12 protein-coding genes are annotated in these 16119 nt (G+C 53.0%); 9 read left to right on the forward strand and 3 right to left on the reverse strand.

The annotated features are described in order from the left end of the window. The first annotated feature begins 194 nt into the window (after window positions 1–194). From E1297_RS43925 to E1297_RS43940, 4 genes are all read left to right on the forward strand, one after another. Window positions 195–791 (forward strand): TetR/AcrR family transcriptional regulator, encoded by a 597-nt coding sequence (locus E1297_RS43925; RefSeq protein ID WP_155149637.1) that lies wholly within the window; start codon window positions 195–197, stop codon window positions 789–791. A 1492-nt stretch (window positions 792–2283) separates the two neighbouring features. Further along, complete coding sequence (locus E1297_RS43930) at window positions 2284–3270, forward strand: ABC transporter substrate-binding protein (RefSeq protein ID WP_155149639.1); 987 nt, start codon at window positions 2284–2286, stop codon at window positions 3268–3270. Window positions 3271–3398: 128 nt separating this feature from the next. Continuing rightward, window positions 3399–4175, forward strand: coding sequence for an ABC transporter ATP-binding protein (locus tag E1297_RS43935; protein ID WP_244328111.1), 777 nt, complete (start codon window positions 3399–3401; stop codon window positions 4173–4175). Continuing rightward, a complete protein-coding gene (locus E1297_RS43940; protein WP_244328101.1) occupies window positions 4172–5482 on the forward strand; it encodes an ABC transporter permease in 1311 nt (436 codons plus the stop codon). The genes E1297_RS43935 and E1297_RS43940 overlap by 4 nt, the downstream gene beginning before the upstream one ends. Window positions 5483–6092: 610 nt before the next feature. Here E1297_RS43940 and E1297_RS43945 read toward each other — a convergent pair. Next, window positions 6093–7046: a LysR family transcriptional regulator gene (locus E1297_RS43945; RefSeq protein ID WP_155149643.1), complete on the reverse strand. Its 954-nt coding sequence runs from the start codon at window positions 7044–7046 to the stop codon at window positions 6093–6095. 63 nt (window positions 7047–7109) lie between these two features. On the opposite strand from E1297_RS43945, the gene E1297_RS43950 reads away from it, so the two are divergent. Genes E1297_RS43950 through E1297_RS43960 form a run of 3 tightly spaced genes read left to right on the forward strand, consistent with a single transcriptional unit; the run spans window position 7110 to window position 11938 of the window. Then, entirely contained in the window at window positions 7110–7562 is a 453-nt protein-coding gene (locus E1297_RS43950; protein WP_155149645.1) for a hypothetical protein, read from the forward strand. A gap of 24 nt (window positions 7563–7586) precedes the next feature. Beyond that, entirely contained in the window at window positions 7587–8852 is a 1266-nt protein-coding gene (locus tag E1297_RS43955) for an efflux RND transporter periplasmic adaptor subunit (protein ID WP_155149647.1), read from the forward strand. Between the two features lie 14 nt (window positions 8853–8866). After that, the gene (locus E1297_RS43960) at window positions 8867–11938 is read left to right on the forward strand and encodes an efflux RND transporter permease subunit (RefSeq protein ID WP_155149649.1); all 3072 of its coding nucleotides are present in this window, start codon (window positions 8867–8869) and stop codon (window positions 11936–11938) included. A 524-nt stretch (window positions 11939–12462) separates the two neighbouring features. On the opposite strand, the gene E1297_RS43965 is transcribed toward E1297_RS43960, so the two are convergent. Beyond that, complete coding sequence (locus E1297_RS43965; protein WP_155149651.1) at window positions 12463–12816, reverse strand: Rieske (2Fe-2S) protein; 354 nt, start codon at window positions 12814–12816, stop codon at window positions 12463–12465. 17 nt (window positions 12817–12833) lie between these two features. Beyond that, entirely contained in the window at window positions 12834–13916 is a 1083-nt protein-coding gene (locus tag E1297_RS43970) for an amidohydrolase family protein (protein WP_155149653.1), read from the reverse strand. A gap of 125 nt (window positions 13917–14041) precedes the next feature. Here E1297_RS43970 and E1297_RS43975 point away from each other — a divergent pair, with 125 nt between their 5' ends. Both E1297_RS43975 and E1297_RS43980 read left to right on the forward strand, forming a co-directional pair. Further along, window positions 14042–14917, forward strand: coding sequence for a LysR family transcriptional regulator (locus E1297_RS43975; RefSeq protein ID WP_155149654.1), 876 nt, complete (start codon window positions 14042–14044; stop codon window positions 14915–14917). Window positions 14918–14995: 78 nt separating this feature from the next. After that, on the forward strand, window positions 14996–16054 hold the full coding sequence (locus E1297_RS43980; RefSeq protein WP_155149656.1) for a hybrid-cluster NAD(P)-dependent oxidoreductase: 1059 nt from the start codon (window positions 14996–14998) through the stop codon (window positions 16052–16054). Window positions 16055–16119: the final 65 nt, after the last annotated feature.

The following is a 16119-nucleotide window of genomic DNA, read 5'->3' on the forward strand; positions in this document are numbered from 1 at the left end:
TCGGTGGGTGTGGCCTGATCCCCGCATAAAGTGCTGAGAGCATGATCAACTGTAGCAGGACTAACGTTGTAAGAGCTGCCAGGGTCTGCCGGTCGTGTTGGTTCATTTCACTCTCCAAAAGCGTAATTAATATTACGGTTGAAGATATCCGTATTTTTAATTACGGCTGTTGTCAATGTGCAGGAGAAAAAAATATGCGCGAAGAGAAAAGATCACTGCGCCAGCAGCAGATCGAGGCGGCGGCCTATGAGGTGCTGGAGGCGAAAGGATATGGCGGCACGTCGATGCTGGGCATCGCCAAGCAAGCACGCGCTTCGAATGAAACTCTTTACAACTGGTATGGCGACAAGCAGGGCCTGTTTCAGGCGCTCGTCACGCGAAATGCAGAAGAAGTGAAAACCCATTTGGAATCCGAACTGGAAACCGGTCACGATGCACTGTCTATTTTGGAAACGTTTGGCCCGAAACTTCTGAACCTACTTACCGGCGAGAGAGCCGTCGCTCTTAACCGTGCCGCCGCCGCAGACAGCAGTGGTGAGCTTGGCGCCACATTATCAAAGGCGGGGCGCGAGGCAGTCATCCCTCTTTTGGAACAAGTATTGGTGCGCGCCAGAGACGAAGGCCAGTTGAACTTTGACAATACGGGGGAAGCTGTAGGACTTTACCTTGATCTGCTCATCGGCGATCAGCAGATTAGACGCGTCATCGGGCGCCTTCCTATCCCATCGGCATCCGTATGCGAGGACCGCGCCCAACGGGCCGTGAACTATCTCCGCCAGCTTCTGGCCTAAGCCCCTTCACAACAAGCGCAATTGGAACCTGATAGATAGGCCCTTTTACTTCACCTCAAGTCTGCCATTCCATGGCGGGACTCTGAGCGCAAGTCGACACAATCGACGCTGAACTCGTAAACATGCTGGTCCTACGAAGCCGGTAGTTCGACCGGGCCGTGGAACCTAATAAGATCGAAGGCCTCCCGGCGAGGGCGACCGACCCGGTGGCAGAAGTGCTGTCCAGAACTGATCGAATGGTCCATCGAGCGCTAAAACAAGAAGCTCGGTGCATAGAGCGAATTGCTTCCGTGTGGCTTAGCAGATAAGCGGTCGTTGGTACGCCTACTGCTAATTCACATTTTGTCCGCTCACCCGCCATTAGCGATCCGGTTTTGAATGTACGGCGTGTACGATTCGCGACTTGCTGCATGAGCGAACGGCGAAAGTGGGTTCAAGGGCAGCTTCAGGTACTTTCTGGCCATTTTATGTGCATTGAATTAAGGACTGCCCTTGTTGTTTGCTCGCTTAGAAAATCATGGTTTCTAGAGTCTCAAAAAATGTAAACCTCTAAGTAGCTGATTTTATTGTAACCGCGGTCTCACCACCAAAGTGATCCGACAACCATTTGTCGGAGTACGTAAATAATGCGATTAAATTATTGAGACTCGCCTCCCATTGAGTTCTACACCTTATGATTTTTTGCGTTTTTTGAATGTTTCGAAGGTTCGAGCTCTTCAATTCAACGTTAAACAGAAAGCCAATGAGTTTCTTCGCAAACCGGCCATTCGCTGTAGGCGCAATACTTACTACGGACCAATCTGACGCAAACTTTGACATTACCGTCGTTTGTTTTGTCTGCGCGATCTTAATGTGGATTGAATAGGTGGGTTTCCTGAACGCTCGGCCAATCTTATGATGACAGGTCGGCAACAAAGGCCATCGAGCAGGGTTCAACCCGCCGCAATCAAATCTCAGATTTGTACACCGCTTACTCACTTGGCACTCCCTTCAGCAAATGGGTGCCTAAACTCGAAAATTGCATCTCGGATCCGGCAACCAAGTCCTTGGGTAAGAACAAGTTCAACAACATCGCTGCGCACTAAGCAGTTGGCTTCAAGAAAATCGCTTAAACGTGCAGCATTCGCAGAGGTGTCGGTTTACGTCTTATGATGAGACATAGTCCGGGTGTAACTTGGGGCGAGCTCACGGGAATTCGTGACCGCCAATGGAGCCAGATCAAGGGATGCTTATATCCAAATTTCACACACACAAAACCGTGAAGTCCACTAAGTCTTTGTTAAGTAATGATTTAGACTGAAGGGACGTTGGAGTCCACGCAAAGCAAAGAACAGACTTCTGGCTTCTGTCCCACAAAATAATTGATCTTAAAAGCCATTTCCGCTCCGATGTTGGTTCATAAGCAGAGGTTTCCAGCATCTAAAGTGATTGCCCGTTTGATGGTAACGCAGGTGTCAGGAGGCCCAACCAGACCAATGGGAGAAATACTGAGATGAGTATCAAAACCAAACTTATGTCCGCCGTAGCCGGAGTGGCAATGCTTAGCGGTGGCCAGGCAATGGCGGCAGATGAAATTACCGTGGCTTATTTTTTGGAGTGGCCGATGCCGTTCCAATACGCCAAAGAGACCGGTGCCTACGACGAGGCTATGGGCGTTAAAGTTAACTGGGTCAGCTTTGATACCGGTACTGCAATGTCAGCGGCAATGGCGGCAGGCGATGTGCAGCTCAGCGTGAGCCAGGGCGTACCACCCTTTGTCGTAGCGACCTCGGCTGGCCAGGACCTGCAGATCGTTGACGTGGCCGTGTCTTACTCGGAAAACGACAATTGCGTTGTACGTTCGGACTTGGAGATCGACAAGGACAGCGCTGGGGAACTGGCTGGCAAGAAGGTTGCTGTTCCCCTAGGCACCGCCGCGCACTATGGCTTCTTGTCGCAAATGGCACATTTCGGTGTGGATCTGGACAGCTTGGAAATCGTCGATATGGCTCCGGCTGAAGGTGAAGCGGCTTTGAGCCAGGGGTCGATTGATATGGCCTGTGGTTGGGGTGGTGCGCTGCGCCGCATGATGGACAGTGGCAACGTATTGCTGACTGGCGACGAAAAGGAAGAGCTTGGTATCCTTGTCTTTGATGTTACCTCAGCGCCCACTTCCTATGTGGCCGAAAATTCCGACCTGGTTGCTAAGTTCTTGGCAGTAACTGCCGAGGCAAATGCCAAATGGGCCGATGAGGCCAACCACGCGGAAATGCTTCCTGTCATCGCGAAAGATGCAGGTATGTCTGAAGCGGACGCGATGGCGACCATCTCAACCTTTAAGTTCCCGACTGTCGAAGAACAGCTGTCGGACAAATGGCTGGGTGGCGGCGCACAGACCTTCATGAAGGGTGTAGCAGACGTCTTTGTTGGTGCTGGTTCGATTGACGCGGCCAAGGCTTCTTATACCGACAACGTAAACACAGGCCCTCTGTCAGAATAATCCTGGCTTGAATCTGGGTGGACGTGACAAACGCGTCCACCTAATTGCGCGTTTTCAGCTGGTGAAAACGTGCCCCACTGAAGGCAATGGGGGACCAGGTGTCGGGACTTCTCATAGACAATATTTCGATGCGTTTCAGCCTGCCCAATGGCGGGCATGTGCAGGCGCTCAAGAACGTGACGTTAGACATCAAGTCAGGTGAATTGATGAGCGTTCTAGGCCCGTCGGGCTGTGGCAAGACGACCTTGCTGAACATTGTTGCGGGCTTTCTGGCCCCGACCGATGGACAGATACTGCTCAACGACAAACCTGCAACCGGCCCTGGCCCTGAACGCGGTATGGTGTTCCAACAGGGTGCACTGTTTGAATGGATGAACGTCCGCCAAAACGTAAGTTTCGGTCCGGATATGAAAGGAGTCAGCCGCGCCGAGAGCAAGGAGAAGGTAGATCACCTTTTGGATATCGTTGGCCTCGCGGATTTCAAAGAGAAGGCCGTTTATGAACTGTCGGGTGGCATGCAGCAACGCGTAGCCTTGGCGCGTTGTCTGGCCAATGAGCCCGACGTGATCTTGATGGATGAACCTTTGGGCGCGCTGGATGCGCTGACCCGTGAAAAGATGCAATCACTGGTGTTGGACCTTTGGAAGGATACCGGCAAGACGATTATCCTGATCACCCACTCCGTTGAGGAGGCGTTGCTTTTGGGCGAGCGCTTGCTGGTGATGGCCCCGCGTCCTGGTCGGGTGCACAAGGAATATCGCCTGCCATTTGCCGACCTTGGCGCTGGCAATGACCTACGCGAAGTGAAGAAACACAAGGATTATTCTGTCACGCGCGAGGAAATTCTGGAAATGATCTGGAACATGGAAGAAGAAATCATGGGCCGGGCGGAGGAAAGCGCATGATTGGCCTGCTAGTCTTATTCCTTTACGTGCTGGCGTTCTTCGGATCGCTGTTCATTGTCAAGCGCCTGCTGCCGAAGCAATTCGAGCCGCAAGGTTTCAACTCTGTCAAGACGGTGACCTTTGGCGATGAAAGCGCCATCAAAGCCAATCGGATTGCCTCAGTCATCTCGGTCATCACCATATTCTGGCTATGGGTCGCCTTCACCAACTCGACCATCCCGCTGCCAAAGCTGCCTGGGCCGTTTTCCGGCGATACCACGTTTACCTATACCGCACAGTTAGAGGACGGCAGTACTGACGATGCTACTGTGACAGTACGTGTCTATCGTGAGGATATCCAACAGACAGTTGATGAAAACGGCGAACCGGGTCGTGAGCCCGCCGCCGTCGAAGTCGAACTGGGTGACGGTTTTGCCAAGAATGACACACTCACTGTGGCCCGGTATGGTTTTAAGGTGATCAACGTCTGGCAGAATGACGACGTATCCAAGAGTGATGGGTCCAAGATCATTGCCATCAACGGCACACCCATTGAGCCGGGCGGCAAAATTTCAACGCCAGAAGGTGAGATTAGCCTGACCGATAAGGGCACACCTACTTTTGCTCCGGCTACAGGTCTACGTATGGCGCGACTCTATTTGCCTTCCCCTGAGGTTGTGTTCCAGCGATTCATCGAGCTGAACAAAGAGGGCTATCAAGGCTACACTCTGCTACAGCATACGCGCTACTCGCTGCAGAGGGTTCTGTTGGGCTTTCTGATCGGTGCCTTAGTGGGTATTCCGATTGGTTATGCCATGGGTCTAACGGGCTGGGCACGCGGGTGGTTTGATCCGATTGTTGAATTCATGCGTCCCATTCCACCCTTGGCGTTGATCCCGTTGATCATCATCTGGTTCGGAATCGGAGAGCTCGGCAAGGTTGTCCTGCTGTTTCTGGCAGCCTTGTGGATCATGATAATTGCGGCGCGATCTGGTGTGTCAGGCGTAGCTATCACCAAGGTACACGCAGCCTATTCACTGGGCGCTTCCAAATGGCAGATCCTGAGCCGGGTGATTGTGCCCAACTCGCTCCCTGACATCTTTACTGGAGCACGGGTGGCGATGGGGGTCTGTTGGGGGACGGTTGTCGCGGCTGAATTGGTTGCGGCTAACGTTGGCCTCGGCAAGATGATCGTGACCGCCTCGAAGTTCCAGCTGACCGATATCATCATCGTAGGGATTATCGTGATCGGAATCATCGGCTTCGCCATTGAAGTCGGAATGCGCAAGTTGGAAAGTTGGCTGATCCCCTGGAAAGGCCGCGTATAACCTACAGGCTTCAAGCGTTACTAATAAGCCTCTGCCATCGGCAGAGGCTTCCATTTGTTGACTGTCTTCCGTGTCTGTATCCCAGATACAGTGAACAAAGTCTGCTCTCACGAAGTGTCGGCCATCATATCACATCCGCTGTGAAAATAAGCTTCCGGCTCGAGCTTGGATCTTAGTTCTTGCATCGCAGGCGCCCTGCCCTAACGCTTCTTGTGCACGTCTTTGATCGAATGCGGGTTCGTTCGGCGCTTTAGAATGGTTGCGATCAGACCGTGGTTTTTCGACGTACGGCGATCGAAGAAGCGCGGTAAGGTCGTTTCATTGAGGAAATGCCACGAGGGTTTGGTTGGTTCGCAGATGAGGAACCCACTCAACCAGAGATCGCTTGACATAATGTCCCTCAGCAGCGTTCGCGGATTGTCACGGCGGTGCCGAACATCCGCGGGTTGCGGAAATCTGGAAACATACCGTTCGATGCCTACTGATGAGATCATCGGAATGTGCAACAGAGCCGCCGCTTGGATGTTTAGAGTCGAGCACCACTATTGAGCCAAAACGGACTTTAGTTAATCTTCACGAAAAGAGTGTTTAGGGATAAACCGCTGCTCGCTCACCAGTTCTCAAGCCAATTTTTCCAATACTTATCAGAGCGCTCTATGAAGGCGCGGACATGGGGAAGTTGGAATTCCCTTTCGACATAAACCAATCGCAGGTGATCTTCTCGAACCACATCGTCTGGGAAAAGCGCGACTAGATCGGAGTTTTTGCTAAGCGCACTTTCGGGCAACATCCCTATTCCGAGCCCGGCATATACCGCCTGAACCATTAACCTGAAACCAGCGGTCAGCATGCGAGGACGAACTTTGAGAGTTTTACCCGATGCCAGTGGCCATTGGACTTCTGGAAGCCCTTCAGAATTTCGGAGAACAATGCAATCAAAGTTCTGTATCGCTTCTGGGCTTTCTGGCATGCCGTGCTCTGCCAGAAAGCTGCTGGTGGCCATCGCGAGAGTTCGATTGCTGAAGATGCTTTTTGTGATCAGCGAGGGATCGTTAATTTTCCCAAATACCAGAGCGACGTCTATACCAGCTGCGCGCAGATCGGTACGGCGATTGGTAACGACTATGTCCAACTCGACTTTGGGAAACTCAGTAGCAAACTCTGTAAATAGTGATGCGGCGGCAAATTCGCTTTCCGGCACAGAAATTCTCAGAGGTCCACGCGGTTCATCGTCATGTAGCTTCAGGGCCTTCCAAGTCGCGTCGACATCAGCGGCAATACGTTCCGCTCGGATATAGAGTTCTTTACCGGCTGGCGTAAGGAAGAGATCACGCGTTGTACGTTGAAGCAGGCGTAGTCCCAGCGATGCTTCCAACTCGTTTAGGCGACGGCTCAACGTAGGGCGGGTTAAATACAGTTGATCAGCCGCCTTTGAAATACTGCCTGCTTCGACCACCGCCTTAAACTCTAAAAGGCGATCCGCGCTTGGGAATCTATTCATCACCTGTCCAATTATTTTCCACCAGCTATCCATTTTATAGATATTTTGCTGAATTTTGAACATCGCTAATAAGTCCGCCTGAAATGAACCGAGGCGACTCGGGCCCGCTCACAGTCGGAGAATGAAATGGACCCTTATCTTACCGCCCGTTTCCTGCACATTTTGTTTGCCACTATCTGGTTTGGCTTGACGATTGGTGGCGGGCAAAAGGCTCTTTGGTTTGCCCGTGAAGACCCCAGCAAAGAAGCACCAGCAAGCGACTATCTTAAAAGAGCTGCCGTCATTGGGACCTTTACCGGACTAGCAACAATTGCATTAGGCCAATGGCTGATGATGCAACTAGGGGGCTGGGAGGAAATGCCAACACTCATTCATGTAGGTGCCAGCCTTGCAATCGTGATCTTCGTGATTGGTATCTGGCCCATTGGTAATGGCTGGAGAAAGCTGGCCAAGGAAAAAGAGCTTGGCACAGATCTGGGGATGCTTGAAGCTATCGCCCGACGTATTGGCCTTTGGTATCGCGTCGTTCAGCTGCTTTGGATCGCAATCCTGGCAACGATGGTATTCCGGCATTTTTGAGACCACCTACCACGAGGCAACCCTATGCCCTTCATCCTGTTGGCGCTGCTGCAAGTGATGAGCGCTGCTTTCTGGCTGGTCTCCGTCGTCAAGGGCCTAGTTTGGGGGTCGAAGGTGGAACGAGCGCTTAGGTCCCGCGCCCCAATCGTAAAAAAATCAGCTCTTACTAACCAGGTGAAACTGATGTTCGTCTTACGCACCGCTGTTCTTTTTATCCTGCTTGCTGCTATTGTCGGTAGCCTGGGTTTCGTTAAGTACAAGCAAATTTCAGATGCGATCGCAGCCGGAGAAGCCCATCCGGAGCATTCGGAATCTGTCGAAGCTATCACAACCGAATTGTCATCATTTTCCCGTAAGATTCGCCTGCCGGGCGAGGTTGTGTTGCGAGATCACGTCGTCCTTCACAATCAGCACGCCGGTCAGATCGCACAGCTTGGTTTTCAGCCGGGAGACGTCGTTGAGACGGGGCAGCTTCTTGTACAACTCGACATCGGCATGGAAAACGCGCAGTTGATTGGTGCGCGGGCCGAGGTGGATCTTGCGCGGCTTGGACTGGAACGGGCCGAGAAACTCTTAAAAAGCGGCAGTGCCAATCAAGCTCGGCTTGACCAGGCGCGGGCCACCTATGACATCGCCCGTTCGAATGTTGAGGTGATCGAGCAGACGATTGAGCAGAAAACCATCCGCGCGCCATTCTCTGGGCACACCCGACCCGGTCAGCTCACAGTCGGGCAATACTTGACCAGCGGTAGCGAGGTCGCACGGATCACGGATCAGCACGAGATGATCTGGATAGATTTTCGGCTTCCACAGTTTCTGGGAGACCCGCCTGTAGGCGCAGCAATCGGGGTGATAGCAAGCTCCAACGAAAATTGGACTGGGTCGATAATCTCTCGCGACGCGGGAGTTTCATCAGATACTCGCACGCGTCTTTACCGAGTCGAACTGCGCGGATTAGAGGCCGCGTTATCTCATGGCAGTTTTGTTGAAGTGGAAGTGGCGTTGGACGCCCCGATCCCGGTGGTCGAACTTCCCTCATCCGCGCTGCAATCGGATGCCTATGGACAGTTTGTGAATCTGCTGGTCCCGGGTGAACAAGAAGGCACGTTCCGAGCAAGCCGTCGGGATGTGACAGGGGTTCAATACCACGGAAAACAGGTGCTGATCAGCGGCGGTTTGGAAGCCGGATTATTGGTGGCCACAGATGGGTCGTTCAAGCTCTACCCGGGCGTGCTGACCAATGTGGTGGAGGATCTGCCGCAGGACCCGCAATCCGGTAGCGGCTGGTAACGGGAGGCAGGGCTATGGAGATCTTTGTTCGCAGACCGGTTCTGTCAATTGTTCTGGCATTGGTCGTGGTACTGGGCGGGCTATATGCCATCGCCCGCGTGCCGATCGTGCAGTTCCCTGTATTGGAAAGCTCGGCCATTGAAGTCAAAACCCATTTCACCGGGGCGTCCGCCGAGGTTGTTCAGGGCTTTATTACCGATCCGATTGAAAAGGCGACAAACGCCATCGAAGGCTTGGACTTTGTCGACAGTTCAACAGTTGCTGGACAGAGCACCGTGACCGCCTGGTTGAAGCTGGGCGAAGACAGTTCAACTGCTCTGGCGCAGCTTTCAGCAGAATTGAACAAGGTACGGTCCGAATTGCCGCTGGGTGCCGACGATCCAGCGGTTTCGGTCAAACGCGCTGATCGGGTCGCAGGAGCGTTTTATCTGTCGGCATCCTCTGAGTTTTGGGCGCGCCACGAGGTCACGGATTACTTAGACCGCAACGTGGTTCCGATCCTTTCCTCTATTGATGGTGTGCAACGGGTAGGTCTGGATGGTGGCCGCCAACCGGCGTTGCGTATTTGGCTGAACCTATCACGCCTGGCAGCAGTCAACATGTCGGTGGACGAAGTTTTGAACGCACTTCAGAACAACAACCTCGTGGCAGCAGTGGGAAATTTGGAAGGGACACATCAAAAACTAAATATCCTGACAAATGCCAGTTTGCAGACTGTCGAGGACTTTCAAGAACTCGTGCTGCGCGATCTGGATGGCTATCAGTTGAAGCTTTCAGACATCGCGCGTGTGGAAATGGGTGAAGATACGGCGCCCGTGGATGCACGTGATGGGCGCAACAAGCTGGTGTTCCTTTCGATCTGGCCTCTGCCCGGAGCCAACGAAATCGCCATCGGTAACGAGCTATACCTGTTGTTGGACGAGATTAACGCAGGTTTGCCGACCGGGCTGGAGATCGAAATCGTCTATGACAGCACGGAATATATGCGCGCAGCGCTGACCGAAATATTCAAGACGCTTGCGGAAACCGTGGTGTTGGTCGGCGCTGTGATCTTGTTCATGATGGGGTCAGTCCGTGTGGCGATCGTGCCACTGGTGGCCATTCCCTTGTCGATCCTTGGAGCGATGATCGGCATGTTTGCGATGGGGTTCACTCTGAACCTTTTGACTATTCTGGCTATTGTGCTCTCGGTCGGCCTTGTGGTGGATGACGCGATTGTGGTTGTGGAAAACGTCGCGCGGTACAAACGCGAGGGTAAGTCAGGGATTGAAGCCGCACTGCTAAGCTCTCGCGTGTTGTTCAAACCGATTGTGGCGATGACATTCACGCTTGCTGCCGTGTTTATTCCAATTGGCTTCACAGCCGGACTTTCAGGGGCCTTGTTCCGAGAATTTGCTTTTACCATGGCTACTGCGATTGTCCTGTCAGGCGTTGTTGCGGTGACCTTATCGCCATTGATGAGCGCATATTTGACTGGAGACAAAGGGCACGAAGCCTGGCTTACGCGAAAAGTGAATAACGCCTTCGATACACTGGCTCGGGCTTATGGCGCTCTGTTACGTCGATTGCTCAACTGGCGTGCGCAAATTCTTGTGTTTTCGCTTGTGTTTTCGCTTCTTGTCGTTCCGTTTTACCTTTTTTCAGCCAAGGAACTGGCGCCAGTTGAAGATCAGGGCATGATTAGCGTGGTAATCCAGGCTGCGCCAGGAAGTTCACTTGATGCGACCAATGCGGGTATGGACAAGTTGGTTGATCTTGGCTTGTCGCTGCCTGGTTCGGAAAGCTTCTGGCAGATTGTGACCAAAGAAGGTGGCTTTGGCGGGATAGAGTTCAAAGACTTCTTTGAACGTGAACAGAACATCAAAGATATCCTGCCGCAACTATACGGCGCCTTGGCACAATTGAGCGAATTGAAGGTTCTACCCTTCCTCGGCGCGGCTCTGCCCACCGCAGGCCAATTTGACGTAGAAATGGTGGTCAAAGGTCCGGGTACGTATCAGGAGATGCAGGGTCTTGCCTATGCCTTCCTGGGGGTCGGCTTTGAAAGCGGTAAGTTTCTTTATGTGGATACTGACCTGAAGACCGACCTGCCTGTAGTCAAGCTGGATTACAATCACCAAATGTTAGCAGATCTCGGCCTTACCAGCCGGTCCGTGACTGCGCAGCTTTCAGCCTTGCTATCAGACCGATACGTGAACCGGTTTGATGCAGGAGGTCGCGCCTATCAGGTTATTCCGATGGCTGAGGAGAAATTCCGCGCGGAACCGGCAGCGCTCAGTGAACTGGGGATCAGGCTGAGCGATGGCACCATAGTGCCGCTGAGTACGCTGGCAGATATCCGCGTTGTGGCGCAACCGCGAGCGCTTGGCAAATTTGACCAACAGCGCGCCTTTCGAGTGACCGGAGGCGTAGTCCCAGGTACAACCAAGGCCGAAGCGCTAGCAGTATTGGAGAAGGCTGCAGATGCGATCTTACCACCCGGATACACCATTGATTACGCGGGAGTTTCACGCCAGATCAAGCAAGAGGCGAACAGCCTTTTGGCGACCATGGCGATGTCACTTGCAATCGTCTACCTCGCGCTGGTGGTTCAATTTAACAGCTTTCGTTCACCGCTGATCATTCTCTTGGGCTCAGTTCCTCTGGCACTCTCGGGTGCAGTTATGATCTCTTTTCTTGGGTTCACTTCGATCAACATCTATTCACAAATCGGAATCATTACGCTGGTCGGGCTGGTCGCCAAAAACGGGATTCTGATTACAGAGTTTGCCAATCAATTGATGGATCAGGGTAAGGATTCCGTGACTGCGATCATCGAAGGAGCGCAATCTCGGCTGCAAGCAATTCTGATGACCACTATCGCAACCATCATCGGGCATATCCCGCTGTTACTTGTCGAAGGGCCGGGAGCAGAGGCGCGTGGCAGTATCGGCATTATCATTGTAGCAGGGATGAGCATTGGCACGCTCTTCACGTTGATTGCCCTGCCATCGATTTTCCTACTCTTCACTCCGCGCGATACTGCTAAGTCCACAACATCGATGAACAAACCACCGAATAGCAAGTTAGAACTCGCCGCAGAATAAGTTTGATGATGACGGCAATCCGGTCGGCAAAGCGCAGTAATTAGTTTGGATTGCGATACAGTTCGTTCAATGGGATTGTCGGCAACATGCCCAAAATCTGTTGTTAGTATAATTCGCGGTATTGGTGTTTTTGGAGACTTTCCAGCGGTTCTCTGCGTGTTAAAGGAAGGACTGTTATGTTCGGTTAAGAGATCATGATTTTAGAGTCTGAAAACATAAAACTCTTAGCAGCTAATTTTATTGTAACCGCAGTCTCACCATTAAGGTGATCCGATAAACATTGTCGGAAAACGTAAATATGGGGACTGAATCTTTGAGGCTAGTCTCCCCTTGAAATCAACGGCTTAATGTTTCGACTGTTTTCACCAGCTCATCCGACTTTGATGCTCATCTGACGTTGGGCAAACCCGTTGAGCCAGTTTTGCAAACTGGCATTGCCTATTTGTAGACAATGCCAGCACAGGCAGTTGGGAGGAGAATTTGAACTGCCTAATATTTCTGAGCTTCGTCGTGAGACCTGTAACTTACAGATGCACGAATAGATCACCACCCTCTACTGATACATCGAAGCGTCTCGTTTTAATGGATGAATCCACAAGAAACTCACCGCTGCGAATGTCGAATTCCCAACCGTGCCAGGCGCAGCGGACGATTTCACCGGCGCGGTCATAGACAAACTCGGTTGAGTCCGTTTGGCGGGTCGTACCGCAGACCGGGCCTTCGCAGAGGGCCGCGCCTTTGTGAGGACAGATATTGAGCAAAGCGTGATAACCGTCATCGAGTTTGAAAACGCCGATGGGCAAGTTCGAAACTGTGACGATCTTGGCCGCGTCGGCGGGAACTTCATCGATTTTGCAGGCGAAATGCTTGTTTGCCATTGTCGAAGTCTCCTTCTTTATTCAGCAGCATGCGCCATCGGGCGCGGTAGGCGGGTATAGACGTCCAGTGCATTGAGCCCAAAAATCTTCTCGCGCCATGCGGGCGGGACGTGCAACTTGTTGACGTCGTCATAGTCCCAGTGCGGATAGTCGGACGCGAACATCAGTGTGTTCTCGCCATCCATCGCCTCAAGAGTGGCCCACAGGTGCTGGATATTGTCGGGCTGCTCCAGTGGCTGAGTCGACATGCGGATGTTCGACTTGAAATACTCGGAAGGCAGACGCTTGAGCCACGGTGTTTCCTTGCGCAGTGCCTTATAGTTCGCGTCCAGACGCCACAGAACCGACGGTACCCAGGCGACGCCGCATTCGATGATCACCACCTTCAACTCGGGCCATTTCTCAAACACGCCGTGGGCGATCAAGCTGGCCATGTGGGTCATGGCCGTCTGTGGCAGTATCGCATGGGTTTCCCAAAAGAAGGTCGAAGGCCCGGCCCCGATGGGGGTTGAGTTGATACCGCCCTGTCCACCAAGGTGCATGGCGAATGGTAGGCCCATTTCGGCACAGGCTTCATAAATCGGGTGGTAGAACGGGTCGCCATAAGGGCGCGCAGCACCGTGGCTCACCAAAACTTGAACGACACGGGGGTGGCCGCCAACCCGGCGGATTTCAGCAGCAGCCAGATGCGGGTCCTGCGGTGCCACCACGATCGAGCCCCAGAACCGCTCGTCCTTGGGCAGCCAGTAGTCGATCATGTAGTCGTTATAGGCTTTGCACAGCGCATTGGCGTAATAAGGGTTGGCCAGCGTTGAGGCTTCGATTGGTTCGTCGCCGGTCAGGATCGCAACGTCGATATTGTATTTGTCGAGGTGCTTTTCCTTCATGATCAGGTAGTTGTCGTCTTCCTCAACCGGGTTCACATCATGGCGTGCAAAGCCTTCGGGATGGAACCAGGGACGGTGGCCATGGGGAAACGCACCACGCGGGCCGGTGCGTTCACCCCGGACGAACATGTCCTTGAAAAGACCTTCCATGTAGGGTTCCAGAACCGTGGCGCTGCACCAATAGTTGTGGCAGTCGCAATCGACGATGAACATAAACTTCTCCTGTTGCTGGCGCCAAAAGGGCGGGCTTACATCTTGTTCAACGACGCTTGATATCTGCGAAACTTTGGCAAATAAATACAATTGAAACGCACCTATCAATCGGGATTACCGATTAAATGAACCGCCAGCTATTAGTGACCTATATGGATGTTCTGGAAACGCGGAACTTCAACCGCACCGCTGAGCGCCTGAATGTGACCCAATCCACGGTCAGCGCTCGCATCCGACAGTTGGAGCAGGAACTGGACACGCGCCTGTTCGAACGAGGGCGCGGCGGGGCTGAACCCACAGCCGCCGGGCGGCGCTTTGAAACCCATTGCCGGTCGCTGCTGGCCGCCTGGAGCCTGGCGCGGCGCGATGTTGAGGCGGGTGGCGGTGGCAACAGGCAACGCTTGCGTATATCGGTTCAGTTCAGTCTGGCCCGATCTGTGCTGATTGACTGGACGAAGGCAATCCGGGAAAGAAACCCGCATCTGGACCTGTATCTCGAGGCCAATTTCTCGGAACAGATACAGCGGGATGTTCTGACCGGCGAGACGGATATCGGTATTGTTTTTGTCCCGCAGCGAGCGCCGGACATGTTTGTTAGCGAATTGGGCAGCGAAAGCTATGTGATGCTGTCCACCGATTGTGACCGGATCGAGGATGTCCAATGGTCACGCTACATTCAGGTCGCCTACACATCCTATTTTGATCGCCAGCACGACGAGGCGTTTTCAGATCAGCCGCAAAGCTCGATCCTGGTGGGCAGTAATGATCTGGCTTTGGATTTCCTAAAAGCCAACGGCGGAACGGCATATTTCCCCGGGTTTGCCGCACCGGGTCTGTGTGCCGAGTATCCGAAATTGCAACAGGTAACGGACGCACCGGTGATTCCACAGCCCATCTATTCCATCGTGCACGTACGAAAACGTCATGATACTCTGGTGGCTCAGGCAGTCGCCCTGTTCAAAGAACTGATCCAGCACAGATCAATCGCTTTAACCGATTGATACAACAATTCTGCACCGTTTTTCAGATCCCCTGCACCACTATCCTCGCGCGAACCCTATTCTGGAGGTTTCCGCAAGATGCTCGTTGCGACGGACAGTCCGTTTTCCCTGAGTTCAGCCAATAACCAACCCTGCTATGCAGGTGGGCCTGCCACTTTGACGTGCAAGGCGGTGATCGATGAAACGCATGACAGCAAGACATTCGTTTTCGAAGACTCGCAAAGCCGCAGTTTTGACTTCAAGCCAGGCCAATACGTGACGTTCTGTTTCGAGATCGAAGGCAAGCAACACGTGCGTGCCTATTCGATCTCGTCCACGCCGACCCGGCCCCACAATATTCAGGTTACCGTCAAGCGAGTACCCGGTGGCATTGTATCCAACTATCTGAATGATCAAATGGCACCCGGGACAGAGATCGAGATTGCGGATATCACCGGCGGTTTTAACTGGGTTGATATCCCCAGCGACAAACCATTGTTCTTGTCTGGTGGCTCGGGCGTCACCCCAGTCATGTCGATGCTGCAATATGTCACCGACGTGACCTTGCCCAAAGACATCGTCTTTGTGCATTTCGCACGCTCTCCGAAAGACATCATATTCCGCGATCAACTCGAGTTTCTGAATCGGCGCTTTGCCAATGTGACCGTCCATATGATCGTGGATGAGGCCGAAGATGGGTTCTTGGGAGAAACCGGTCAGATATCATCTGATCTGCTGCAGCGCCTTGTGCCCGATCATGCTGAGCGCAGCATTTTCATGTGTGGTCCCGAAGGCTTCATGAAGGCGGCACGCGACGTGGCCTCAATTATCCCATTTGCCGCAGTCCACGAAGAGAGCTTTGGCGAGAAAATTACAATCGAGGAAAGCGTCGGCACCGGGGGAGAAGTTTATTTCTCGCTCAGCGGTTTGCATGGGCATGCGAACGAAGGCGACACCCTGCTTGAGACTGCATTGAATGCTGGCGTTTGGATCGATTCCGCCTGTCAGCAGGGTGTCTGCGGTAACTGCAAGGTTCGCCTCACTCAGGGCGAAGTCGAAATGCAAGACATGGGTGGATTGCTGCCCGGCGATGTCGAACAGGGATATGTACTGGCCTGTTGCAGTTGGCCTAAGGGACCCGTCGCACTCGACGCGTGAAGTGGAAATCCAAAGGGAGGAGTAACAAATGTCAATAAAGCCACCTCTTTCGGAACTTCCGATCA

Source organism: Roseibium sp. RKSG952, from assembly GCF_009711355.1.